Source organism: Streptomyces sp. NPDC044061 (genome assembly GCF_056434305.1).
This window is the reverse complement of the sequence record NZ_JBWKFL010000007.1, coordinates 123,520-145,925: the sequence shown is the minus strand read 5'-3', so window position 1 is coordinate 145,925 and position 22,406 is coordinate 123,520. Positions and strand designations below refer to the sequence as shown.

Below are 22,406 nucleotides of genomic sequence, written 5' to 3'. Positions count from 1 at the left end.
CAGCGTACGGCGTGGATCACGGGCTCAAAAAGTCAGACTTATATGTCACACACTCTTGAATTCGTCGTACCTAATGGGTTTCAGTGTGGCGACGCCGATGCGGCGTCGGATGTCGAAGAAGACAGCGAGGCACTCATGCGCACCCCCCAGGTCGTCGTCGTGATGGGCGTCGCCGGGACGGGCAAGACCACGATCGGTCCCCTGCTCGCCGCCCGGCTGGGCGTCCCGTACGCCGAGGGCGACGACTTCCACCCGAAGGCCAACATCGACAAGATGTCGGCCGGGATCCCGCTCGAGGACAGCGACAGGTGGCCGTGGCTGGACGCCATCGGCCACTGGGCGCACGGGCGGACGGGGCTCGGCGGAGTGGTCAGCAGCTCGGCACTGAAGCGGTCGTACCGCGACCGGCTCAGGGCCGTCGCTCCCGGGATCGTGTTCGTGCACCTCACGGGCGACCGGAAACTCATCGAGGACCGGATGACCCACCGGCAGGGCCACTTCATGCCGACCGCGCTCCTGGACTCCCAGTTCGCCACGCTCCAGCCGCTGGAGCCGGACGAGACCGGCGTCCTCGTGGACGTCGGCGGCAGCCCCCAGGAGATCACCGAACGCGCGGTGAAGGCACTCGAAGCTCTTCCCGACATCCCCGAGTAAGCACACCCCCGTCCCCGTACCTGCAAGGGAACACCCGTGACCAGACTCAGCGTCGAGATGCTGGCAGCGGACACGCCTCCGCCGATCACCTCGGCCGGCCACGCCCAGCTCGGCATCGCCGTGCTGGTGGGCATAGCCGTCATCGTCCTGCTCATCACCAAGTTCAAGCTCCATGCCTTCCTGGCGCTGACCATCGGGTCGCTGGCGCTCGGGGCGGTCGCCGGTGCACCGCTCGACAAGGCCATCACCAGCTTCACCACCGGGCTCGGCACCACCGTGGCCGGCGTGGGCGTCCTGATCGCGCTCGGGGCGATCCTGGGCAAGCTCCTCGCCGACTCCGGCGGCGCCGACCAGATCGTCGACACGATCCTCGCCAAGGCGGGCGGCCGTGCGATGCCGTGGGCGATGGTCCTGATCGCCTCCGTCATCGGCCTGCCGCTGTTCTTCGAGGTCGGCATCGTGCTGCTGATCCCGGTCGTGCTGATGGTCGCCAAGCGCGGCAACTACTCGCTGATGCGCATCGGCATCCCGGCGCTGGCCGGTCTGTCCGTGATGCACGGTCTGATCCCGCCGCACCCCGGCCCGTTGGTCGCGATCGACGCGCTGCACGCCAACCTGGGCGTGACCCTGGCCCTCGGCATACTCGTCGCCATCCCGACGGTGATCGTCGCCGGCCCGCTGTTCTCGAAGGTCGCGGCGCGCTGGGTGGACGTCCCCGCGCCGGACCGGATGCTGCCGCAGCGGCCCTCGCAGGAGCTTCAGCGCCGTCCGGGCTTCGGCGCGACGCTGGCCACGGTGCTGCTGCCGGTGGTGCTGATGCTGGTCAAGGCGCTGGTGGACATCGTCGTGGACGACCCCGCGAACGCGACCCAGCGGGTCTTCGACGTCATCGGCTCCCCGCTGATCGCGCTGCTCGCCGCGGTGATCGTCGGCTTCTTCACGCTGGGCGTGCCCGCCGGGTTCAGCAAGGAGCGCCTGCAGCAGACGGTGGAGAAGGGCCTGATGCCGATCGCCGGCATCCTGCTGATCGTCGGCGCGGGCGGTGGCTTCAAGCAGACGCTGATCGACTGCGGAGTGGGCCAGATGATCCTGGACGTCTCCAAGGACTGGTCGATCCCCGCGCTGCTGCTGGGCTGGCTGATCGCTGTGGTGATCCGGCTGGCCACGGGCTCGGCGACGGTGGCGACCGTCTCCGCCGCCGGCCTCGTGGCGCCGCTCGCGGCCGGCATGTCGACCACCCACACCGCCCTGCTGGTCCTCGCCATCGGCGCCGGCTCGCTCTTCTTCAGCTTCGTCAACGACGCCGGCTTCTGGCTGGTGAAGGAGTACTTCGGGCTGAGCGTCGGGCAGACCGTCAAGACCTGGTCGCTGATGGAGACGATCATCTCGGTGTTCGCCGGCGGTCTGGTCCTGCTGCTGTCCCTCGTGATCTAGGAGCGGTACGACGATGACGGCTCACCCCCTCTTCGACATCGCCGGTCGCACGGCCCTGGTCACCGGCTCCAGCAGGGGCATCGGACTCGCCCTGGCCAGGGGCCTGGCGGAGGCCGGCTGCACGGTGGTCCTGAACGGACGCGACGGCGACCGGCTCACCGAGGCGGCCGCGGAACTGTCCGGTGACGTCCACACGGCGGTGTTCGACGTGACCGACGGGCCCTCCGTGACCGCCGGGATCGCGGACGTCGAGGAGCGGGTGGGCCCGCTCGACATCCTTGTCAACAACGCGGGCATGCAACTGCGCGCTCCACTGCTCGAGTTCGCCGACTCCGACTGGCACCGGATCCTCGACACCAACCTCACCAGCGCGTTCCTGGTCGGCCGGGAGGCCGCCCGGCGGATGACGGAACGCGGTGGCGGGAAGATCATCAACATCTGCTCGCTGCAGAGCGAGGTGGTGCGGCCCGGCATCGCGCCGTACGCGGCGACCAAGGGCGCGCTGAAGATGCTCACCAAGGGCATGTGCGCGGACTGGGGCCCGTACGGCGTCCAGGTCAACGGCCTCGGGCCGGGCTACATCGAGACCGAGCTGACCCGGCCCCTGGTCGAGGACGAGGACTTCAGCACCTGGGTGCGCGGGCGTACCCCGGCCGGCCGCTGGGGCCGCACCGAGGATCTGGTGGGCGGGGTCCTCTTCCTCGCCTCGCCCGCCGCCGACTTCGTCGGCGGGCAGGTGCTGTACGTCGACGGCGGCATGACGAGCGTGCTGTGAAAGGGGCTGCGGGCGTGCTGGGTTGTGTGATCCACGGCGCGGGTGACCTGCGGGTGACGGAGCTGTCGGCGCCCGAACCGGGGCCCGGCCAGGCCCTGGTGGCAGTGCGGTACGGCGGTGTGTGCGGGTCCGACCTGCACTACTGGCGGCATGGCGGGGTCGGTGACTTCCGGCTCCGGGAGCCGATGGTGCTCGGGCACGAGGTGGTCGGCACCGTGGTCTCCTACGGCCCCGGCACCGACGGTCCCGTCCCGGGTACGGCGGTCGCCGTGCACCCCGCCACCCCCTGCGGGCGGTGCCCGGAGTGCGGGGACGGGCGGGCGAACGTGTGCCGGGACACCCGCTACCTCGGCAGCGCTGCCCGCGTGCCGCACGTCCAGGGCGGGTTCGCGGCTCGAGTTGCCGTGCCCGCCGGGCAGTTGAGAGCACTGCCGGACGGGCTCGGGCTGCGGCGGGCTGCGCTCGCCGAGCCGCTCGCGGTGGCGCTGCACGCGCTGCGGCGGGCCGGGGACGTGTCCGGCAGGCATGTGCTGGTGACCGGGGCCGGGCCGATCGGGTGCCTGGTGGTCGCGGCGGCGAGGGCGGCGGGCGCGGCACGGGTGACCGCGACCGACCTGCTGCCCGAGGCGCTCGGGTACGCGGCCGTCGCCGGGGCCGACACGCTCGTCGGGGCTGACGACCCCAAGGACACCGGATGGCCGGCCGAGGTGGACGTGGCCGTCGAGGCGTCGGGGGTGGCGGCCGGACTGGAGACCTGTCTGCGGCTGGTGCGGCGCGGGGGCGTGGTCGTCCAGCTCGGGATGCTGCCGCCGGGGCAGAGCCCGTTCGCCGGGAACCTGGTGGTGAGCCGGGAGATCGAGCTGCGCGGTGCCTTCCGCTTCGACACCGAGTTCGACGAGGCGCTGGAGCTGCTGGCCGCCCGGGGCGAGTTCGACGGACTGATCAGCGCCGTGGTCCCGGTGCGGGACGCCGAGACGGCGTTCGCGCTCGCCGCGGACAGGAGCCGGTCGTGCAAGGTGCTGCTGGAGTTCGAGGGCCAGGCTCTGTCCGGCAGACCCTAGGGGCGCCACAGCGGGTGTTCCCGCTTCGCCCACTCCCTGCTCACCGAGCCCGTCCTCAGGCCCCGTCTCGCCTCCGGGTCCCCGAGGGCCATGCCGATGTGGCCCGCCAGGACCACACCGATCGTCAGGGCCAGCCAGTCGTGCACGAAGGTCGCCGAGGTGCGCCACATCAGCGGGGTGAGGTGGGTGAACCACATCATCAGGCCGGTGCCGAGCATGACCAGGGTGGCCCCGGCGATCCAGGCCGCGTAGATCTTCTGGCCCGCGTTGAACTTGCCCGCCGGCCGGGAGGAGTGCCGCTTGTCGCGCAGCAGCGCGGCGCGCAGCCACACGCGGTCGTGCGGGCCGAAGCGGTTCAGGAAGCGCAGGTCGGCGCGGAAGGCGCGGGAGGCGAGGCCAAGCAGGACGGGGACGGGCAGGGCGAGCCCGGCGCACTCGTGGACGCGGACGACCAGTTCGCGCCGCCCGACCAGCACGGCCAGTTCCGGGATGTAGAGGCAGGCGGCGGTCACCACGCAGACGCCCATCAGCGCGGCCGTGGTGCGGTGCACCCAGCGTTCGGCCCGGCCGAAGCGGCGGACGCGGGCGCTCGGCGGCGCCGGGGTCTCAGCTCGTAGGCTCATCGGTCCGTCCGTTCGACCGGCCCACCCAGGCGTCGACGTCGTAGCCGAGGTCCTCCCAGTAACCGGGCCGGACGCGGTCGGTCACGGTGATGCCGGAGAGCCACTTGGCGGACTTGTAGAAGTACATGGGCGCGACGTAGAGGCGGACCGGTCCGCCGTGGTCGTGGCCGATCTCCTTGTCCTGCATGCGCAGGGCGACCAGGACGTCCGGGCGGCGGGCCTGGTCGAGGGTGAGGCTCTCGCTGTAGGTGCCGTCGAAGCAGGTGAAGCGGACGGCCCTGGCCGAGGACCGGACACCGGCCGCGTCCAGCAGCCGGGAGAGCCGTACGCCCTCGAAGGGGGTGTCCGGGACCCGCCAGCCGGTGACGCACTGGACGTCCTTGACCAGCCGGGTCTGCGGCAGGGCGCGCAGGTCGGCCAGGGTGTAGGTGTGCGGGTGGTCGACCAGGCCGTCCACCGTGAGCCGGTAGTCGGCCGGGCCCTTGTGCGGGACGGACGCGGCGACCGAGTAGTAGCGGAAGCCGCCGCCGTTGGGCAGCAGGCCGGTCAGGCCCGTCGGGTCCTTGCCGGAGACGCCGGCCAGGACGCCCTCCATGCCGCGTTGCAGCACGGGTGCGGTGACGACGCCGAGGGCGCCCAGGCCGAGGGTGCCGAGGAATACGCGGCGGCCGATGGGCCTGCCCTGTGCGCCGGGGTCCTCGGTCGGTTCAGGGTTCACGTAGTCATTCGAGCACTTCCGGTCCCGGTGCGGCCAGGGAGGGCGGCGATCGGTCAGAGTTCTGTAATCACTTCTCGCCCCGGCCCCCGCCCAGCGCGCGGGAGCGGGCCGTGTGGAAGGCCTGCCAGGCCTGGCGGTGCGGGTAGCACCAGGGGGCCCTGGTCGCGTGCCGGCCGATGCGCCGGAAGAGGGCCGCCGCCTCGGCCGGACGGCCGGCGCAGGACATGGCGAACGCCAGGTGGTTGAGGTCGGCGTAGTGGCGGGGATGCTCGTCCTGCTCCCACTCCAGCCACCAGTCGAAGGCCGCGCGCAGCGTCCGGCGGGCCCGGGGGCCGGACCAGTGCCCGGAGGCGAAGGGGTCGGCGGGGGCCAGGCCGGTGGCGGCCAGGACCCGGTAGCGCTCGGCGAACGCGACCACCGGCAGGACGGCCAGCGGGGAGTCGGCGGGGGCCTCGGCCGCGGCCCGCTCGGCGAGGTCGTACACCTCGTGGGACTCGGTCCGGCCCCCCTGGGGCCGCTCGGCGAGGCGGGCGACCAGCAGGTGGTGGCCGTGGTGGTGCTCGGGGTGGCGCTCGCGCAGTTCCGCGAAGGCCCGCAGCACCTCGCGCTCCGGGCCCAGGGTGCGGGCCAGCAGGAGCAGGCCGAGCCAGGGGGTGGGGTCGGCGGGGGCGAGGGCGGCGGCGGTCCGGCAGGCCTCGCCGGCCCGGTCGGTGTCCTCCTTGCCGTGCAGGGCGCGCCGGACCAGCGCCAGGGCGTGCAGGGTGGCGGCGTCGGCGGACCCGGGCTCGGCGAGCAGCCAGTCGTGGGCCCAGGCGGCGGCGTACGGCTCCCCGGCGAGCACGGTGATCCGGTGCGCCCGGCGGTCCCAGTCGTCGCCGGTGTGCAGCAGCAGCGAGCGGGCGGCCTGCCGGCGGCCCTGGGCCAACGTGGCACGCGCGGCGAGGAGTTCGGTGTCACCGAAGGCGTCGTCGAAGGCCTCGTCGAGGACACCGTCGGCGCTCGGTAAGGTGCCGGAGTCGTCCGGGGTGGTGCCGCCGGACTGGTCCGTGAGGGCCCGGCGCGCGCCGAGCAGGGGCGGGAGTGGGGGCACCGCAGGACTTCCTGTTTCTCGGGCTGCCATCGACCGATCACGCACAGCAAACCCTCAGCCAAGGATCGCGTCAAGCGGAACCGGAGTGTTGCCCTCTTCAACCACCTTGCCGTGAGGGGCACTTGAGCCGTAGGAGCCCTGATTGCCGTACCGCGAGGGCGGGGTGCGGGCGGATTCCTGTGGCGTACGCCATGGCGCGGTCCGTCCGTGCGTCGCACCATGGCCGGACGGTCCCGCCGCCGCGCCTTCGTCAACCCCCGCGCCCGGCCGGGCATCGTGACCGAGTCAACTGCCCGGTTCCGGGCACTCTCCGGGCCAATGCCGTCCCGGGAGCGCTACAGTCGGCCACTACGCGTCCGTGGTCCGGCCGGATGATCGAGGTACGCAGCGTGTCCGTACTGGTTCTCCTTCTCGCCGTGAGCGCGGCCTGTTGTGTGGGCTTCGGGTTCGTGCTCCAGCAGAACGCCGCCCAGAAGGCACCGCTCGGCGACTTCCTGTCGTTCCGGCTGCTGCTCGACCTGATGCGGGTGCCGCGCTGGCTGGGCGGCATCGCCCTGATGGTGGCCGGCATGGCGCTGGGCGCCGTCGCCCTCGGCAAGGGCGAGATCTCCCTGGTCGAGCCGCTGCTCGCCACAAACCTGCTGTTCGCGCTCGCCCTGTCCCGGCACCAGACCAGACAGTCCCTGGGCCGCCAGGGCTGGACCGGTCTCGCGCTGCTCGCGGGCGGTGTGACCACCTTCATCGTCGCGGGCCAGCCGCGCGGCGGCAGCGCCGTCGCCGACCCGGTACGGCACTGGCTGATCATCGGCGCGATGGTCGGCGCGGCCATGGTGCTCACGACGTACGCCAAGAAGTCCCGGCTGAGCTGGGGTCCGGTGCTGCTGGCCACCGCCGCCGGGCTGCTGTACGGCGTGCAGGACGCCCTCACCCGGGTCAGCGGCACCCGGTTCTCGGCCGGCGGCTTCACGGAGCTGGTCACCGGCTGGCAGCCGTACGGAGTGCTGGCCCTCGGCGTCACCGGGCTGGTCCTGGTGCAGAGCGCCTTCGAGACGGCCGAACTGCGTATGTCGCTGCCCGCGCTCACCGCCGCCCAGCCGCTGGCCGGCATCCTGTGCGGGGTGGGCTTCCTCGGCGACCGGCTGCACACCGACACGGGGGCGCTGGCCGGGGAGGCGGCGGGTCTCGCCGCGATCGTCACGGGCATCGTGCTGCTCGGGCTGCACCCGGCGATGCCGTGCCGCACGGCGGAGGAGGAGCGCGCCCGGGACCTCCAGCCGCGCTGAGCCCGCCCGGCGGGGCCCTGCTTGGATACTGGGCATGAACCCTGCTGACGAGATCCTCGACATCGTCGACGAGCACGACCGGGTCGTCGCCCGGGTCCCGCGCGGCGAGGCGTACGCCCGGGGCCTGCGCCACCGGTGCGTCTTCATCCAGGCCCGGGACGCGGCCGGGCGGCTGTTCGTGCACCGCCGCACCGCGACCAAGCTGGTCTTCCCCTCCCTCTACGACATGTTCGTCGGCGGGGTCGTGGGAGCGGGCGAGTCCTACGACGAGGCGGCCCTGCGGGAGGCGCAGGAGGAACTGGGGGTGACCGGTCTGCCCCGGCCGACGTACCTCTTCAAGTTCCTGTACGACGACGGGGCGGGGAACAGCTGGTGGTCGGCGGTGTACGAGGTGCGCTGCGATCTTCAGGTACGGCCCCAGGTGGAGGAGGTCCAGTGGCACGACTTCCTGTCCGAGGACCAGGTGGAGCGGCGCCTGGGCGAGTGGGAGTGGGTGCCGGACGGGCTGGCGGCCTACGAGCGGCTGAGGGCGTTCCGGTCGCCCCGGTGACACCCCGGTAGGGTCCTGAGCGTGATCGAATTCGTGCGGAACGTCCGGCTCTGGTTCGCCCCGGAGCAGGTACGGCAAGAGGGCGGCACCCCCGACTACCGGTTCTCGCTGGCCAACGAGCGCACGTTCCTGGCCTGGCTGCGGACCTCCCTCGCGCTGATCGGCGGCGGATTCGCGGTGGACCAGTTCCTGCCGGACCTGCGCTGGGCCTGGCGGGTCGGGCTCGCGCTCGCGCTGCTCGGCGCCGGCGTGCTGTGCTCGTTGCGTGCGGTCAACCACTGGGTGCGCTGCGAGCGGGCGATGCGGCGGGGCGAGGACCTGCCGATGTCCCGGTTCCCGGCGGTGCTGAGCATGGTGGTCGCGGTGGTGGCCGTCGCGATGGTCGTGGTGGTGCTGGTCGGATGGGCGGGGTGAGCGCGACGGGGGCGGCCGCGGACCGGGATCCGGGGCTGCAGCCGGAGCGGACCCGGCTGGCCTGGCGCCGCACGACGCTGTCGAGCACCGTGGCCGCCGTACTCGCCGTGAAGACGGCCCTGCACGGCGGGGCCTCGGCCACCGGCGTCGTGATGTGCGCGCTGTGCTGTGCGCTCTGGCTGGGGTTCCTGTGGGTGGCCCACCACCGGATCGGCGCCCTGGCGGCCGGGGCCCGGCCGCCCGCACTCGCACCCCGGCTCGCGACGGGCGCGGTGCTGTGCACGGTGGCCATGGCCGTCTGCGCGGCCGTGCTCGTGGTCTAGCGGCCGTGCCAGTGGCCAGGGTCCCGTGCAGTGGCCCGACGGACGTCAAGGCGGCCCAGCGATCGCACGAGCCGTCCGGCGGTCGTATCCGTGGTCCGGCGGACCGCGCGGTCTAGGCGGCGCCCTCGTTCTCCTCGTTGTTCCAGTCCACCGTCACCACGATCTTCCCGCGGGTGCGCCCCTCCTGGCTCAGCCGGTGCGCGTCCGCCGCCCGCTCCAGCGGGAAGGTCTCCTGGACGTGCACGGACACGGCGCCCTGTTCCGCGAGTCCGGCCAGCTTCCCCAGGTCCTCGGCGTCGGGCCGGACGAAGGAGTAGCGGCCGCCGTAGCTCACCACGTCCGGGTCGGCGATCGAGACCAGCCGGCCCTCGGGAGCGAGCAGGTTGGCGGAGGTCTTCAGGGTGTCGCCGCCGATGGTGTCGAACACCGCGTCCACGCCCTCGGGAGCGAGCCCGCGCACCCGTTCCGCCAGGCCCTCGCCGTACGTCACCGGTTCGCCGCCGATGCCGCGGACGAAGTCGTGGTTGCGCTCGCTCGCCGTACCGATGACCCGGGCGCCGAGATGCGCGCCGATCTGGACCGCCAGCGAACCGACCCCGCCGGCCGCCGCGTGCACCAGGACCGTCTCGCCGCGCTTGACCTCCAGCGCCTTGACGAGCACCTGGTAGGCGGTGAGACCGGCCAGCGGCAGCCCCGCGGCCTCCTCGAAGGAGAGGTTGCGGGGCTTGCGGGCCAGGGTGCGCACGGGCGCGGCGACGTACTCCGCGAAGGTGCCGCGGGCCAGGAAGTCCTCGCGGACGTAGCCGATCACCTCGTCACCGACGGAGAACTCCGTGACCGCGGCACCGGGCTGCACCACCACCCCGCTGACGTCCCAGCCGGGGATCACCGGGAAGACGGCGTCCAGGAGGGAGTCGAGGTAACCCTCGCGGCACTTCCAGTCGACCGGATTGACCGCCGCCGCGCGCACCTTGACCAGCACCTGGTCCGGGCCCACCTTCGGGTCGCGCAACTCGCCGTACTCCAGCACCTCGGGTCCGCCGTAGCGGCTGTAGCTGATGCCTTTCATGCCCTCGACCCTCCGGGGTACTCGTGCGCCACGCAACCGGGATGCCCCGATATATACCCTTTGCGTGGCAGCCTGTCCGTCGTCAACCCCCGTACCCCGAAGGTGAGCACCATGACCACCCTTCACCAGGAACACACCGCGCACGGCACGCACAGCCACGGCCCGGACTGCGGACACCCCGCCGTGCGGCACGGCGACCACCTCGACTACGCGCACGACGGACACCTGCACCGCGAGCACGGCGACCACTGGGACGAGTGCGAGCCGGCCGGGCACATCGCGCACGAGGGACATGAGCACGTGCACCACGACGAGTGCGGGCACGCGAGCGTGCAGCACGGCGACCACGTCGACTACCTGCACGACGGACACCGGCACGCCGAGCACGGGGACCACTGGGACGACCACTGACCCTGCGGGGAGGCAGGGGTCGACGGCTCCCCCGGGACAGCGTGCCGGGGAGCCGTCGGCCTATCGTGGCTCCGGTCACGTTTCCAGCCAGGTTGGGCTTACGTACTGGACGACATACCGACCGGTCGGCATCATGAGTCGGGTTCCTGTTCGCCCGTTCGTAGGAGTGATGTATGAGCGCCGACCACCCGCCCGGACTCGATCTCGACCGGCTGCGCGGCCTGCTCGACCGTGAGCGCCCCGGTCTGGTGAACGGCCCGCTGACCGGGCGGCTGATCGAGGGCGGACGGTCGAACCTCACCTACGCGCTCTCCGACGGCACCTCGAAGTGGGTCGTCCGGCGGCCGCCGCTCGGCCATGTGCTGGCCACCGCGCACGACATGAAGCGCGAACACCGGGTGATCGACGCGCTGCACCCGACGAACGTGCCGGTCCCCCGCCCGGTGCTGCTGTGCGAGGACGAGGAGGTGCTCGGAGCACCGTTCTACGTCATGGAGTTCGTCGAGGGAACCCCGTACCGCACCGCCCAGCAGCTCGCCCCGCTCGGCGCGGAGCGCACCCGGAACGCGGTGCTGTCCCTGGTGGACACGCTGGTCGAGCTGCACGCGGTGGACCCCACCGAGGTGGGCCTCCAGGACTTCGGCCGGCCCGAGGGCTTCCTGGACCGGCAGCTGCGCCGCTGGGGGAAGCAGCTGGACGCGTCCCGCAACCGTGAACTGCCCGGCATCGACGAGCTGCACGCGGCCCTCGGGCGTGCCCTGCCGACCTCCCCCGCGCCCGCCGTCGTCCACGGTGACTACCGGCTGGACAACGTCCTGATCGGCTCGGACGACAGGATCAAGGCGATCCTCGACTGGGAGATGTCGACGCTCGGCGATCCGCTGACCGATCTGGGCCTGCTGGTGATGTACAGCCGGCCGCTCGGGATGCCGCAGTCTCCCGTCTCCACCACCGCCGAGGCCCCCGGGCACCCGTCCCCGCAGGAGCTGATCGAGCGGTACGCGGCGCGCTCGGGGCGCGACGTCTCGGCCGTCTCCTGGTACACGGCGTTCGCCTGGTTCAAGCTCGCCGTGATCCTGGAGGGCATCCACTACCGGTACACGCTCGGCCAGACGGTCGGGCGGGGCTTCGACCGCATCGGTGAACTCGTGCCCGTCTTCATCGACCACGGACTGACCACTCTTCAGGAAGGCTGACCGGACATGGACTTCGCGTTCGACGCGCGTACGGAGGAGCTGCGCGGCAAGCTGCTCGCCTTCATGGACGAGTACGTCTATCCGGCGGAGCCGGTGGCGGAGGAGCAGCGGGCCGCGCTGGCCTCGCCCTGGGACACCCCGGCCGTGGTCGAGGAGCTGAAGGCGGAGGCGCGCAGGCAGGGCCTGTGGAACCTCTTCCTGCCGGACGCCGAGTACGGCGCAGGGCTGACGAACCTCCAGTACGCGCCGCTCGCCGAGATCACCGGCCGCTCCCCGCACCTCGCGCCCACGGCGACGAACTGCGCCGCGCCCGACACCGGGAACATGGAGGTGCTGGCGCAGTTCGGCAACGAGCAGCAGAAGAAGCAGTGGCTTGAGCCGCTGCTCGCCGGTGAGATCCGCTCGGCGTTCGCGATGACCGAGCCGGACGTGGCCTCCTCCGACGCCACGAACATCACCACGCTCATCGAGCGGGACGGCGACGACTATGTCATCACCGGCCGCAAGTGGTACATCTCCGGCGCGATGAACCCGGACTGCAAGATCTTCATCGTCATGGGCAAGACGGACCCGGACGGGGCGGACATCCGGCGTCAGCAGTCGATGGTCCTGGTCCCGCGCGACACCCCGGGCGTGACCGTCAAGCGCGCGATGCAGGTCTTCGGTTACGAGGACCACTCCCACGGCGGCCACGCCGAGGTGATCTTCGACCAGGCGCGCGTGCCCGTGTCGAACCTCATCGGCGAGGAGGGCGGCGGCTTCGCCATCGCCCAGGCCCGGCTCGGCCCCGGCCGCATCCACCACTGCATGCGGCTGATCGGCATGGCCGAGCGGGCGATCGAGCTGATGTGCCGGCGTGCCGTCTCCCGCACGGCCTTCGGCAAGGCGCTCGCCCAGCAGGGCGTGATCCACAACTGGATCGCCGACGCGCGGGTGACGGTCGAGCAGCTGCGGCTGCTGGTGCTGAAGACGGCCTGGCTGATGGACACCGTCGGCAACAGGGGCGCCCACACGGAGATCCAGGCCATCAAGATCGCCACGCCGCGCGCGGTGGTCGACATCATCGACCGCGCGATCCAGCTGCACGGCGCGGGCGGGGTGAGCCAGGACTTCCCGCTGGCCGAGCTGTACGCGGGGGCGCGCACCCTGATGATCGCCGACGGCCCGGACGAGGTGCACCAGCGGTCGCTGGCGCGGCGGGAGCTGAAGAAGTACCTGTGAGCACCGCGCCGGTGCGGCCCGGCCGCCGCACCGGCACCCGGGCGGGGACGGCGCCGGGTGCCTTCCCGTGCCTCTAGTGCGCCGTTGAGTGCGCGGCCGGTCCGTGATGTCGTACCTCTTCCGGAACCGGCACGGCAGCCGGCGCAACGAGGAGGGGAAGCGTGACGGACCTGCGGGATCACTCGGAGTGGAGCAGGGCCACCGAGTCCCGGGTGACCTTGGAGCGGCTGCTGTCCGTCGTGGGCCCGGGGGTCCTGGAACTGGACACGGCACCGGCCGGACTGGCGGTGCCCGTCGGCGGTGTCGGCGTGCTGGACGCGTTGGACCCCGGGATCAGACCAGGGGTGCTTTTACTCGCCGTCGGCATCGACGCCGGATCGGCGCAGGCACTGGATGTCCTGCGCCGGGCCGGCGCGGCGGGAGCCGTCGGAGTGGTGTTCGGTCCCGAGCGCCCCGACCGGGCGGCCGCCGCACTGCGGCCGGCCGCCGAAGAGGCCGGAACGGCGGTGCTGTTCCGCACCCCCTGGTGTCCCTGGGACCAGTTGGTGGGTGTGCTGCGGGCCGGACTGGCCTCGGCGGGGGCGCCGCCCGTGCCCGGGGCACCCGGACCTGCCCTGGGAGACCTCGACGGGCTGGCCGACGCGGTGGCCGCCCTGGTCGGCGGCTCGGTGACCATCGAGGACACCGAGTCCCGCGTCCTCGCGCACTCGTCGACCGAGGAGAACGTGGACGAGATGCGCCGGCTGACCATCCTGGGGCGGCGCGTGCCGCCCTGGCGCGTGGCCGCCATGCGGGAGGCGGGGCTGTTCCGCGCCCTGTGGACGACGGACGACGTACTGCACCGGCGGGCCCAGGGGGAAGACCCGGAGCGCCTGGTGTGCGCCGTCCGGGCGGGCGGCGAGGTGCTGGGGTCCGTCTGGGTGGCCGCGGTCGCCGGGCGGCCCCTGACTCCGAACGCGGCGGAGGCCCTGCGGGCGGCGTCCCGGGCGGCGGCCGCCCACCTGCTCCACCACCGCACGCGTGGTGCCGACAGCCGTCTGGCGGAGGACGCCGCGCGTGCGCTGCTGGAGGAGCGTGGATCCGCCGAACTGCTCGCCGAGCGCATGGCGTTGCCCGCGCAGGAGCCCTGTGCCGTGCTGGCGGTGGGGCTCGGCGCCGGCACCCAGCAGGCGGCGCCGCCCGAGGAGCCGTCGCGCCTTTACGGCCTGCTCGGCCTGCACTGCACCGCGCTCGGCCACCGGGTGGTGGTCGTGCCGGCTGGCGGCAGGGCGCTGGTCCTGGTGGGCGCGCTGGAGCGGGATCCGCAGGCCGCCCGTGAGCAGGTGACGAAACTCGGCAGGTCGCTGGCCGCACAGCTGTCGGCCGCGACCGGCAGGCAGGTGCGGGTCGGACTGGGCGAGGCGGTCCCGTCGCTGGCCGCGGCGGCCGGGTCGCGCCGGGACGCCGAGTCGGCTCTCCGGGCCCTCTCCGGTCCGGGGGACGCCCGCACCGTGGCCCGGGTCGAGGACGTGGCGGACACGATCGGCATTCTGCGGGTGGTCGAGGCGCTGCGGGACGTACGGCTGCCGCCGGGGACGTCGGTGGAGCGGCTGGCCGCGTCCGACGCCGAGCAGGGCGGAAGCCTCGTGGAGACCCTGCGGGCCTATCTGGACCACTTCGGTGACGTGTCCGCCGCCGCACGCAGCCTCTCGCTGCACCCCAACAGCCTGCGCTACCGGCTGGGCCGGATCACCAAGGTCTCCGGGCTCGACCTCGACAGCCCGGACGCCCGCCTGCTGGCGCAGCTGCAACTGCGGACGATTGAGCACGACGCGACGCGACCGGAACCACCGCCGGCACCGTGACGGTGCCGCCGGCCGGTCCGTCGTTCGTCCGTCCGCACCAACGACGGGCGCCGTTCTCGTCGGCGCCCACAACGGCGCCGCCCTTCCGGTACGGCGGTGCCGCCGGTCACCCGTCACGGGCCGGGTGCCTCTGCCGAATCGACGAAGACGGCCGGGTGGCGCGGCGACCAGGCTGGGGAGGTGCCCGGGGACCACTCGCCCGGGCCTCGCGACCCCGACCCCGGAAGGCTCACCATGACCGCTGTGACCTGCGCCGCCGCACGGCGTGAACGCATCCTGCAGGAGGCCGTACGGCAGGGACTGCTGGACCCGGAGGGAGCCCTGCTGGCCGCCTTCGTCGACCTCGACGGGGTCGAGGTCACGGTCGGCTGCCTGCACGACGCCTTTCCCGGGCCGCCCGAACTGCCGGGCGTCCTGCACACGTTCGCCGCGAAGGCCAACTGCCTGGTGCCCGTGCTCAGGGAGCTGAAGGAGCTCGGCATGGGCTGCGAGGTCGCGACCGCGGGCGAGCTGGCCAGGGCGCTGGAGGCCGGTTTCCCCGCCGACCGGATCGTCTTCGACGCTCCCGCCAAGACCCGGGCGGAGCTGGAGCGGGCGCTGGCCCTCGGAGTGTCCGTGAACGCGGACAACTTCCAGGAACTGGAGCGGATCGAGGAGATCCTCGCGCGCCGCGCCTCGACGTCGCGGATCGGGGTGCGCGTCAACTGCCAGATCGGCGGCGGCGCCATCGCCGCGATGAGCACGGCCACCAGCACCTCGAAGTTCGGCGTCCCGCTGGCGGACCCGGGCAACCGGGAACGGCTGATGCGGGCGTTCGGCGAGCACCCGTGGCTGACCTGGGTGCACACGCACACCGGGTCCCAGGGCTGCCCCCTCGACCTCTTGGCCCGCGGGGTGGCACAGGCGGTGGAGTTCGCCGACCAGGTCGAGGCGGCCTTCGGCCCGGGCCGGATCACGGGCATCGACATCGGCGGCGGGCTCCCCGTCAACTTCGCCGACGACGAGGTCACGCCCACCTTCGCGGCGTACGTGGAGCAGCTGCGGACCCACGTCCCCCGTCTCTTCGAGGGCAGGTACCAGGTCGTCACCGAGTTCGGCCGCTCCCTCCTCGCCAAGAACGGCTTCCTGGCCGCGTACGTCGAGTACACGAAGACCGCCGGGGGCCGCCCGATCGCCGTCACCCACGCGGGCGTGCAGGTCGCCACCCGGACGGTGTTCGACCCCGACGCCTGGCCGCTGCGGGTCGAGGCACACGACGGGCAGGGCACGGCCAGGCGGGACCGTCCCGCGCGTCAGGACGTCGCGGGTCCCGCCTGCTTCGCCGGCGACCTGCTGGCGCGTGACCGCGCGCTGCCCCTGCTCCGCCCGGGCGACCTGGTCGTCGTCCCGGACACCGGCGCCTACTACTTCTCGACGCCGTTCCACTACAACAGCCTGCCCGAGCCGGCGGTGCACGGTGTCCGTGTGCTCGCGGACCGCCGGATCGACTTCACGCTCATCCGTCCCGCGCGGGACCCGTGGCAGCTGTCGGACCGGGACGGCGTGAGCACGCACCCCCGGGAGCCGGAGGGCGCCGCGGCCCTCGGCGTCAGGTGAGGAGTCCGAGGGTGCCTCGGCCCGACCGCACGCGGCCCGACGGGGACGTGCCGCTCCTCACCCAGCGCGCCGCCGTCGTGTTCCTGCTCGCCGCGCCGGCCGGCGTCGGCGCCACCGTCCTCGCGGCCCTGGCCGGCACCGCGTGGCCGGTCGCGGTGAGCGTCGGCGCGGCGCGGCGGCCTCGGCCGTGCTGTTCTTCAAGGAGATCATCGGCTGATCCTCGGGAGGACGACCGGCCGCTCGGCGCCCGTCCCCTACGGCCGCAGCGCCCGCAGCAGCAGGTCGGCGAGGTGGTCGGCGACCTGCTGGGGGGTGAGGGGGCCGTCGGGGCGGTACCAGGTCGACAGGTGGTGGACCGAGCCGAAGTGGTAGTCCACGACCAGGTCGGCGGGTGTCGCCGTGGAGAAGACCCCCTCGCGCTGGCCCTCCTCGACGAGCGCGCGGAAGCGTTCGTGGTAGCGCCGGCGCTCGGCGCGCACCTGCTTGTTCTTCTCCGGGCTCAGGTGGTGCATGGACCGGAAGAAGATCATGGCGTCGTCGAGGTTCTCGATCGTCGTGACCACGACGTCCGCCGCCGCCGCTCTGAGCCGCTTCTCGATCGGCTCGTCCGCGTCCGCGAACGCGTCGAGCCGCTCCTGCTGGACGCGCAGCACGCGGGCGTACACCTCGTGCAGAAGGTCGTCCTTGGAGCCGAAGTAGTGGTAAAGCGCCCCCTTGGTGACGCCGGCCGCCTCCACGATCTCCTGCACCGAGGTGCGGTCGTAGCCCTGCTCGGCGAAGAGGCGGGTGGCGGCGTTCAGCAGCCGCTGCGGAACGGGCGTCCCGTCTCCGTCCGTCGTCCTGGGCACTGTCGCCACCTGCCTTTCCGTCGTGTCTACCGACTGTTGTCGCTGCTGCTCCGCGCGCGGGAACGCAGCTCCCGCCGCAGGATCTTCCCACTTGCCGTCTTGGGCAGGTCGGGCAGGATCTCCACCTGGCGCGGGTACTTATACGCCGCCAGTCTCTCCTTGCAGTACACCGCGAGTTCGTCCGGGTCCGCCTCGGCCCCCGGGCGGAGGCTGATGTAGGCCCTGACGGTCTCCCCGCGGTAGCCGTCGGGGACGCCGACCACGGCCGCCTCGCGCACCGCCGGATGGGTGTAGAGGACGTCCTCGACCTCGCGCGGCCACACCTTGAAGCCGGACGCGTTGATCATGTCCTTCTTGCGGTCCACCACGTACAGCCAGCCCTGCGCGTCCATGAACCCGATGTCGCCGGTGCGCAGCTCGCCGTCCGGGAAGGTCTCGGCGGTGGCCTCGGGGCGCCGCCAGTACCCGGGCACCACCTGGGGCCCGCGTACGACGATCTCGCCCGGTTCGCCGAGGGGGACCTCCTGGCCCTGTTCGTCGACGATGCGGACGAGCGTGTCGGCGCCGGGCAGGCCGACCGACAGCGTGCCGGACACGGGGTCGACGGGCGCCTCCAGGCCGGGCGGTACGGAGGCGCAGGGGGCGGTGCACTCGGTGAGGCCGTAGCCGACGCGGATGTACGGCCCGAAGCGCTCGCGGAACCTCTCCACCAGGGCCGGCGGCACGGGGGCGCCGCCCGAGGAGATGTTCACGAAGGAGGCGAAGTGCTCGCGGGAGACGTCCGGGTGGGCGGCCAGCGCCATGTAGGCGGTGGACGGGCCGACCGTGTAGTGCGGGCGGTGCTCGGCGAAGGCCTCCAGGACGACACCGGGGTCGAAGCGGTAGGCGAGCACCAGGGTGCCGGCGCTGGCGAGGCCGGCGCCGAACTGGCACACCATCCCGGTGATGTGGAACAGCGGGGCGAGCGCGTAGTAGACGGGCGCCTCGGGCAGGGCGAGCCCGGTCCGCTGGCGCTCGGTGTTGTGCATGATGTTGCCGTGCGTGTTGGTGGCACCCTTCGGGGTGCCGCTGGTGCCCGAGGTGTAGCTGATCAGCGCGATGTCGCCGGGGCGCGGGTCGCGGCCCGCGGGTGCCCTCAGGCCCTGCCGGGCGACGGCCACGAGGTCGTCGGCGTCGGGGGCCTGCGGCAGCCGCTCGAAGGTGAACACGCGCGCGTCGCCCCGCGTCTGGAAGTCCAGCTCGCACGCGGTGAGCACGATCCGCACCGGCGAGTCGGCGGCCGTGTCCCGCAGGTACGACTCCCAGGCCCGGTCGGAGCAGATCAGCGCGGCCACCTCGCCGTCCCGCAGGACGTGGGCGACCTCGGCCGACTTGTACATGGGATTGACGGGCACGACGGTCGCGCCGGCCTTCCAGGCGCCTAGGACGGCCAGGACGAAGTGCGGGGAGTTCTGCAGCAGGACGGCGACCCGGTCGCCGCGCTGCAGGCCGCGCTCGGCGAGGTGGGCGGCCACCGAGTCGCTCAGCTCGTCCACTTCGCGATAGCTGAGCCGGGCGTCGAAGTAGGCGAGGAAGGAGCGGTCGGGGGCCTCGGCGACCGCGCCGCGCAGGGCGTGCACGAGGGAGTCGGCGGGTTCGACCGGGGCGCGCTGGGCGTCGTTGAGCAGGGCCAGCCAGGGCCGGGCCGCGTACGGGGAGGCGCTCATCGGGCGGCCTCCCACTTGCGCTGGATGTGGTTCATGCCGGACAGCCAGCGGTCGGGGGCGGCGGCCCGCGCCGTGTAGTACTCGGCGACCTCGGGGTGCGGCAGGATCAGGAAGCGGTCCTCCTCGATGCCCCGGAACAGGGCGTCGGCGACCGCCTCCGGCTCGATCGCGCTCGGCTGCAGCACCAGGTCGCCCGCGCTGCCGGTGGCGGCCAGCATGTCGGTGCGCACGCCCTGGGGACAGATGGCGTGCACCTTCACGCCCCGGTGGCGGTGGGTGAGCGACAGCCACTCGGCGAAGGCCAGCGCGCCGTGCTTGGTGACGCTGTAGGAGGGGGCGCCGATCATGGTGAGGAGCCCGGCGGCGGAGACGGTGGAGACGAAGCGGCCGCGGCCGCGCTCCAGCCAGTCGGGCAGCAGCGCGTGGGCCGCGCGGACGTGGGCCATCACGTTGACGTCCCAGGACAGGGCCCAGGACTTCTCGTCGAGAGCCCCACCGGGGATCCCGTCCTCGAAGGCGACCCCGGCGTTGGCGCAGTAGACGTCCACGGTGCCGCCGAGCGCGTCACGGGCGTCGCCGACGATCGCGGAGGCGTCACCCGACACGGCGATCCCGCCGATCTCCTCCGCGACGGCCTCGGCCTTCCCGGCGTCCAGGTCGTTCACGACCACACGGGCGCCCTCGGCCGCGAACCGCCGGGCCAGCGCGGCCCCGATCCCCCCGCCGGCTCCGGTGACCACCACTCCCGCATCCTGCACGGCTTCCACCACTCGGTCTCCTTCGACACGACGCGACTCGGCTCAGCGGCGACCAGACTAACCGGTCGGTATGTGTAAAAGGAAGGGTGCCTGACCCAACCTAATTGACGGCGGGGCCGTGTCGAGGCGCGGCTCCGCCGCGAGCGCGAGCAACCACCTACGGCCTGCACCTTCCACCGACGGAGGTCACCCCATGCGTCTGTCCCGACGGAGTCTTCTCGCATCGGCCGCACTGGCGACCGCACCTGCCGCACCGGTCGCACCCCAGCGCCGCGAGCACCTGCACACCGGCTTCGAAAGACTCGAGGCCGACGGATACTCCCGGCTCAGCGGCCGGCGCATCGGCATCGTCACCAACCCCACCGGCATCACCCGGGACGCCCGCCACATCGTCGACGTCATGCACGAGGACCACCGGGTGGAGCTCACGGCGGTCTTCGGACCGGAACACGGCTTCCGCGGCACCGCCCAGGCAGGCGGCTCCGAGGGCCGCTACGACGACCCGGCGACCGGTCTGCCGGTCTACGACACCTACCTCAAGAGCGGCGGGCCGCTCGCCGACGTCTTCACCGCCTCCGGCGTCGACACGGTGGTCTTCGACATCCAGGACGTGGGGGCTCGCTTCTACACCTACATCTGGACGCTCTACGACTGCATGGAGGCCGCCGCGCTCGCGGGCAGGAGGTTCGTCGTGCTCGACCGCCCGAACCCGGTGACCGGCCGCTCGGCCCAGGGCCCCGTCCTGCACAAGGAGTTCGCCACCTTCGTGGGCCGGCAGCCCATCGCGCAGGCGCACGGCATGACGGTCGCCGAACTGGCCCGGCTGTTCAACGGGGAGTTCCTGACCACGCCCGTCCCGCTGGAGACCGTGACGATGACGGGCTGGAAGCGCACGCAGTTCTACGATGCCAGCGGCCTGCCCTGGGTGCCGCCGAGCCCGAACATGCCGACCCCGGACACCGCGCTGGTGTACTCGGGCACCTGCCTGTTCGAGGGGACCAACCTCTCCGAGGGACGTGGCACGACACGGCCCTTCGAGCTTCTCGGCGCCGAGGGCATCGACGGGCGGTGGGCCGCCGCCGTCAACGAACTCGGGCTGCCCGGTGTGCGGTTCCGGGAGGCCTACTTCGCGCCCACGTTCTCCAAGTTCCAGGGCAAGACCGTCGGGGGCGTGCAGACCCATGTGCACGACCGGGCCGCCTACGACCCCGTACGCACCGGGATCGCGCTGCTGGTGACCGCGAGGAAGGTCTGGGACGGCTTCGCCTGGCGCCCGGACAACTGGATCGACAAGCTCACCGGCTCCGCCCGGGTGCGGACGATGATCGGCGCGGGGGCCGACACGGACGAGGTGGCCGGCGCCTGGCAGGAGGAGCTGGCGGCGTTCGGCGAGCTCCGAAAGGAATATCTCCTCTACAGGTGAGCCGCGCCGTATGGCCAACTCCGTCCCGCCGCAGGACGATGCGCCCACATCGCATCGTTTCGGGGCGACGAGGGGGCCTGGCATGGCGGATCCTGGGATGAGCGTGACTCCCTACTGGGAGCTGACCTTCGACGCGGACGGGGACGTGGACGGCCCCGAACGCGACCGGCTGCTGGCGCAGGTCACGGACCACGGCGTCCGTGACCTGATCGTCTTCGCGCACGGCTGGAACAACGACCGCTCGGGCGCCACCGCGCTGTACCGCAGTTTCTTCGCCCCGATCCCTGAGCTGGCTCCCGGGGCACGGATCGGCTATGTGGGCGTGATCTGGCCGTCGATGCGGTTCTGCGACGAGCCGATCCCGGACTTCCCCAGGTCCGTGGCGGCCGCGGCGGCGCAGGCGGTGCCCGGCCCGGCGCTGGACAAGGACACCAGGCGTGCCCTGCTGGAGGCCTTCCCGGGGCGGTCCACCGTGGTCGACCAGCTGGCCCGGATGCTGGACGAACAGCCGGCCGGCGAGGACAGGCTCGCGGAGTTCGGGCAGCTGGTACGGCTGCTGGTCGACGCCCCGGGACCGCCCGCCGTGACGGACACCCCGCGGGAGGGCGAGCCCGTGGTGTTCCGCGGGGACACGAACATCGCCTGCGAGGACTTCGCCCGGGCGCTGACCGGGCTCGGCGCACCGGAGGCGCCGGCGCCGTCCCAGGGGTTCAGCCTGCCCAATCCCTGGGACGGCGCCAAGGAGCTGCTGCGGCAGGCGACGTACTACACGATGAAACGGCGGGCCGGGACCGTGGGCGAGCACGGGCTCGGGCCCGTCGTCGGCCGGCTGGCCGGTGCGGCCGCCGGGGTGCGGGTGCATCTGGTCGGGCACAGCTTCGGCGGGCGGCTGGTGTCGTACGCGCTGCGCGGGCTGCCGGCCGGAGTGCGCACGGTGAAGTCCGTGACCCTGCTCCAAGGGGCCTTCTCCCACTACGCGTTCGCAGCCCGGCTGCCGCAGGACGCGGATGCCGCGGGCGCCCTGAAGGACCGGCAGAAGCGGATCGACGGCCCCCTGGTGTGCTGCTACTCGCACTTCGACGCGGCGCTCGGCACCTTCTACCCGCTGGCCTCCCGGATGTCGGACGACGACCGGTCGGTCGCCGGGTTCGACCTCGGGCGGACGCTGGGGGCGCGGTGGGGAGCGATGGGCCACGACGGGGTGCAGGCGGTGCCGGGCACCGTGGGCCTGGACCTCGCCGCCGCCCTGCGCGGGCCCCTGCCCGCGTCGGGGTGCGTGAACGTGGACGCGGCCGCGGTCGTCCACCGCGGGGGCCCGCCGGCCGGGGCGCACAGCGACATCGTGCACCCGGAGCTGGCGCGGCTGGTGCTGGCGGCGGGCCGTATCGCCTGACCCGCCGCCCGCGTCA

The 22,406-nt window shown here is 72.8% G+C and carries 22 protein-coding genes; 15 read left to right on the top strand and 7 right to left on the bottom strand.

Annotated elements, in window-relative coordinates:
- The first annotated feature begins 135 nt into the window (after positions 1–135).
- The 4 genes from AC07CM_RS13740 to AC07CM_RS13725 are packed head-to-tail and all read left to right on the top strand — an operon-like array spanning position 136 to position 3,924.
- Complete coding sequence (locus AC07CM_RS13740) at positions 136–654, top strand: gluconokinase (RefSeq protein ID WP_478876572.1); 519 nt, start codon at positions 136–138, stop codon at positions 652–654.
- 36 nt (positions 655–690) lie between these two features.
- A complete protein-coding gene (locus tag AC07CM_RS13735; protein WP_478876571.1) occupies positions 691–2,088 on the top strand; it encodes a GntP family permease in 1,398 nt (465 codons plus the stop codon).
- A gap of 13 nt (positions 2,089–2,101) precedes the next feature.
- The gene (locus AC07CM_RS13730; RefSeq protein ID WP_478876570.1) at positions 2,102–2,863 is read left to right on the top strand and encodes an SDR family oxidoreductase; all 762 of its coding nucleotides are present in this window, start codon (positions 2,102–2,104) and stop codon (positions 2,861–2,863) included.
- A 14-nt stretch (positions 2,864–2,877) separates the two neighbouring features.
- The gene (locus AC07CM_RS13725) at positions 2,878–3,924 is read left to right on the top strand and encodes an L-idonate 5-dehydrogenase (protein ID WP_478876569.1); all 1,047 of its coding nucleotides are present in this window, start codon (positions 2,878–2,880) and stop codon (positions 3,922–3,924) included.
- On the opposite strand, the gene AC07CM_RS13720 is transcribed toward AC07CM_RS13725, so the two are convergent.
- From AC07CM_RS13720 to AC07CM_RS13710, 3 genes are all read right to left on the bottom strand, one after another.
- A complete protein-coding gene (locus tag AC07CM_RS13720) occupies positions 3,921–4,547 on the bottom strand; it encodes a cytochrome b/b6 domain-containing protein (RefSeq protein WP_478876568.1) in 627 nt (208 codons plus the stop codon). The genes AC07CM_RS13725 and AC07CM_RS13720 overlap by 4 nt on opposite strands.
- Positions 4,531–5,265, bottom strand: a complete 735-nt coding sequence (locus tag AC07CM_RS13715) for a molybdopterin-dependent oxidoreductase (protein ID WP_478876567.1) — start codon at positions 5,263–5,265, stop codon at positions 4,531–4,533. The genes AC07CM_RS13720 and AC07CM_RS13715 overlap by 17 nt, the downstream gene beginning before the upstream one ends.
- A gap of 67 nt (positions 5,266–5,332) precedes the next feature.
- Complete coding sequence (locus tag AC07CM_RS13710) at positions 5,333–6,355, bottom strand: hypothetical protein (RefSeq protein ID WP_478876566.1); 1,023 nt, start codon at positions 6,353–6,355, stop codon at positions 5,333–5,335.
- Between the two features lie 389 nt (positions 6,356–6,744).
- Here AC07CM_RS13710 and AC07CM_RS13705 point away from each other — a divergent pair, with 389 nt between their 5' ends.
- The 4 genes from AC07CM_RS13705 to AC07CM_RS13690 are packed head-to-tail and all read left to right on the top strand — an operon-like array spanning position 6,745 to position 8,925.
- Complete coding sequence (locus AC07CM_RS13705; RefSeq protein WP_478876565.1) at positions 6,745–7,638, top strand: DMT family transporter; 894 nt, start codon at positions 6,745–6,747, stop codon at positions 7,636–7,638.
- Between the two features lie 34 nt (positions 7,639–7,672).
- Positions 7,673–8,188 carry an NUDIX hydrolase gene (locus AC07CM_RS13700; protein ID WP_478876564.1) on the top strand — a complete coding sequence of 172 codons (516 nt, stop codon included), beginning with the start codon at positions 7,673–7,675 and terminating at the stop codon, positions 8,186–8,188.
- Positions 8,189–8,209: 21 nt separating this feature from the next.
- Positions 8,210–8,602 carry a YidH family protein gene (locus tag AC07CM_RS13695; RefSeq protein ID WP_478876563.1) on the top strand — a complete coding sequence of 131 codons (393 nt, stop codon included), beginning with the start codon at positions 8,210–8,212 and terminating at the stop codon, positions 8,600–8,602.
- Entirely contained in the window at positions 8,590–8,925 is a 336-nt protein-coding gene (locus AC07CM_RS13690) for a DUF202 domain-containing protein (RefSeq protein ID WP_478876562.1), read from the top strand. Before AC07CM_RS13695 ends, AC07CM_RS13690 begins: the two co-directional genes overlap by 13 nt.
- 112 nt (positions 8,926–9,037) lie before the next feature.
- On the opposite strand, the gene AC07CM_RS13685 is transcribed toward AC07CM_RS13690, so the two are convergent.
- Complete coding sequence (locus AC07CM_RS13685) at positions 9,038–9,994, bottom strand: NADP-dependent oxidoreductase (RefSeq protein WP_478876561.1); 957 nt, start codon at positions 9,992–9,994, stop codon at positions 9,038–9,040.
- 111 nt (positions 9,995–10,105) lie between these two features.
- On the opposite strand from AC07CM_RS13685, the gene AC07CM_RS13680 reads away from it, so the two are divergent.
- From AC07CM_RS13680 to AC07CM_RS13660, 5 genes are all read left to right on the top strand, one after another.
- On the top strand, positions 10,106–10,405 hold the full coding sequence (locus AC07CM_RS13680) for a hypothetical protein (protein WP_478876560.1): 300 nt from the start codon (positions 10,106–10,108) through the stop codon (positions 10,403–10,405).
- 173 nt (positions 10,406–10,578) lie between these two features.
- Positions 10,579–11,601 carry a phosphotransferase family protein gene (locus AC07CM_RS13675; protein ID WP_478876559.1) on the top strand — a complete coding sequence of 341 codons (1,023 nt, stop codon included), beginning with the start codon at positions 10,579–10,581 and terminating at the stop codon, positions 11,599–11,601.
- 6 nt (positions 11,602–11,607) lie between these two features.
- The gene (locus tag AC07CM_RS13670; protein WP_478876558.1) at positions 11,608–12,822 is read left to right on the top strand and encodes an acyl-CoA dehydrogenase; all 1,215 of its coding nucleotides are present in this window, start codon (positions 11,608–11,610) and stop codon (positions 12,820–12,822) included.
- 161 nt (positions 12,823–12,983) lie between these two features.
- The gene (locus AC07CM_RS13665; protein WP_478876557.1) at positions 12,984–14,666 is read left to right on the top strand and encodes a PucR family transcriptional regulator; all 1,683 of its coding nucleotides are present in this window, start codon (positions 12,984–12,986) and stop codon (positions 14,664–14,666) included.
- Between the two features lie 234 nt (positions 14,667–14,900).
- Positions 14,901–16,262, top strand: coding sequence for a type III PLP-dependent enzyme domain-containing protein (locus tag AC07CM_RS13660; protein ID WP_478876556.1), 1,362 nt, complete (start codon positions 14,901–14,903; stop codon positions 16,260–16,262).
- Positions 16,263–16,516: 254 nt separating this feature from the next.
- Here AC07CM_RS13660 and AC07CM_RS13655 read toward each other — a convergent pair whose 3' ends face one another.
- Genes AC07CM_RS13655 through AC07CM_RS13645 form a run of 3 tightly spaced genes read right to left on the bottom strand, consistent with a single transcriptional unit; the run spans position 16,517 to position 19,586 of the window.
- Positions 16,517–17,110 carry a TetR/AcrR family transcriptional regulator gene (locus AC07CM_RS13655; RefSeq protein WP_478876555.1) on the bottom strand — a complete coding sequence of 198 codons (594 nt, stop codon included), beginning with the start codon at positions 17,108–17,110 and terminating at the stop codon, positions 16,517–16,519.
- 26 nt (positions 17,111–17,136) lie between these two features.
- The gene (locus AC07CM_RS13650) at positions 17,137–18,816 is read right to left on the bottom strand and encodes a class I adenylate-forming enzyme family protein (RefSeq protein ID WP_478876554.1); all 1,680 of its coding nucleotides are present in this window, start codon (positions 18,814–18,816) and stop codon (positions 17,137–17,139) included.
- A complete protein-coding gene (locus AC07CM_RS13645; RefSeq protein WP_478876553.1) occupies positions 18,813–19,586 on the bottom strand; it encodes an SDR family oxidoreductase in 774 nt (257 codons plus the stop codon). The genes AC07CM_RS13650 and AC07CM_RS13645 overlap by 4 nt, the downstream gene beginning before the upstream one ends.
- A gap of 181 nt (positions 19,587–19,767) precedes the next feature.
- Between AC07CM_RS13645 and AC07CM_RS13640 the strand changes: the two genes are divergently transcribed.
- Both AC07CM_RS13640 and AC07CM_RS13635 read left to right on the top strand, forming a co-directional pair.
- On the top strand, positions 19,768–20,997 hold the full coding sequence (locus tag AC07CM_RS13640; RefSeq protein ID WP_478876552.1) for an exo-beta-N-acetylmuramidase NamZ family protein: 1,230 nt from the start codon (positions 19,768–19,770) through the stop codon (positions 20,995–20,997).
- Between the two features lie 82 nt (positions 20,998–21,079).
- A complete protein-coding gene (locus tag AC07CM_RS13635) occupies positions 21,080–22,390 on the top strand; it encodes a serine-threonine protein kinase (RefSeq protein ID WP_478876551.1) in 1,311 nt (436 codons plus the stop codon).
- The last annotated feature ends 16 nt before the right edge of the window (positions 22,391–22,406 follow it).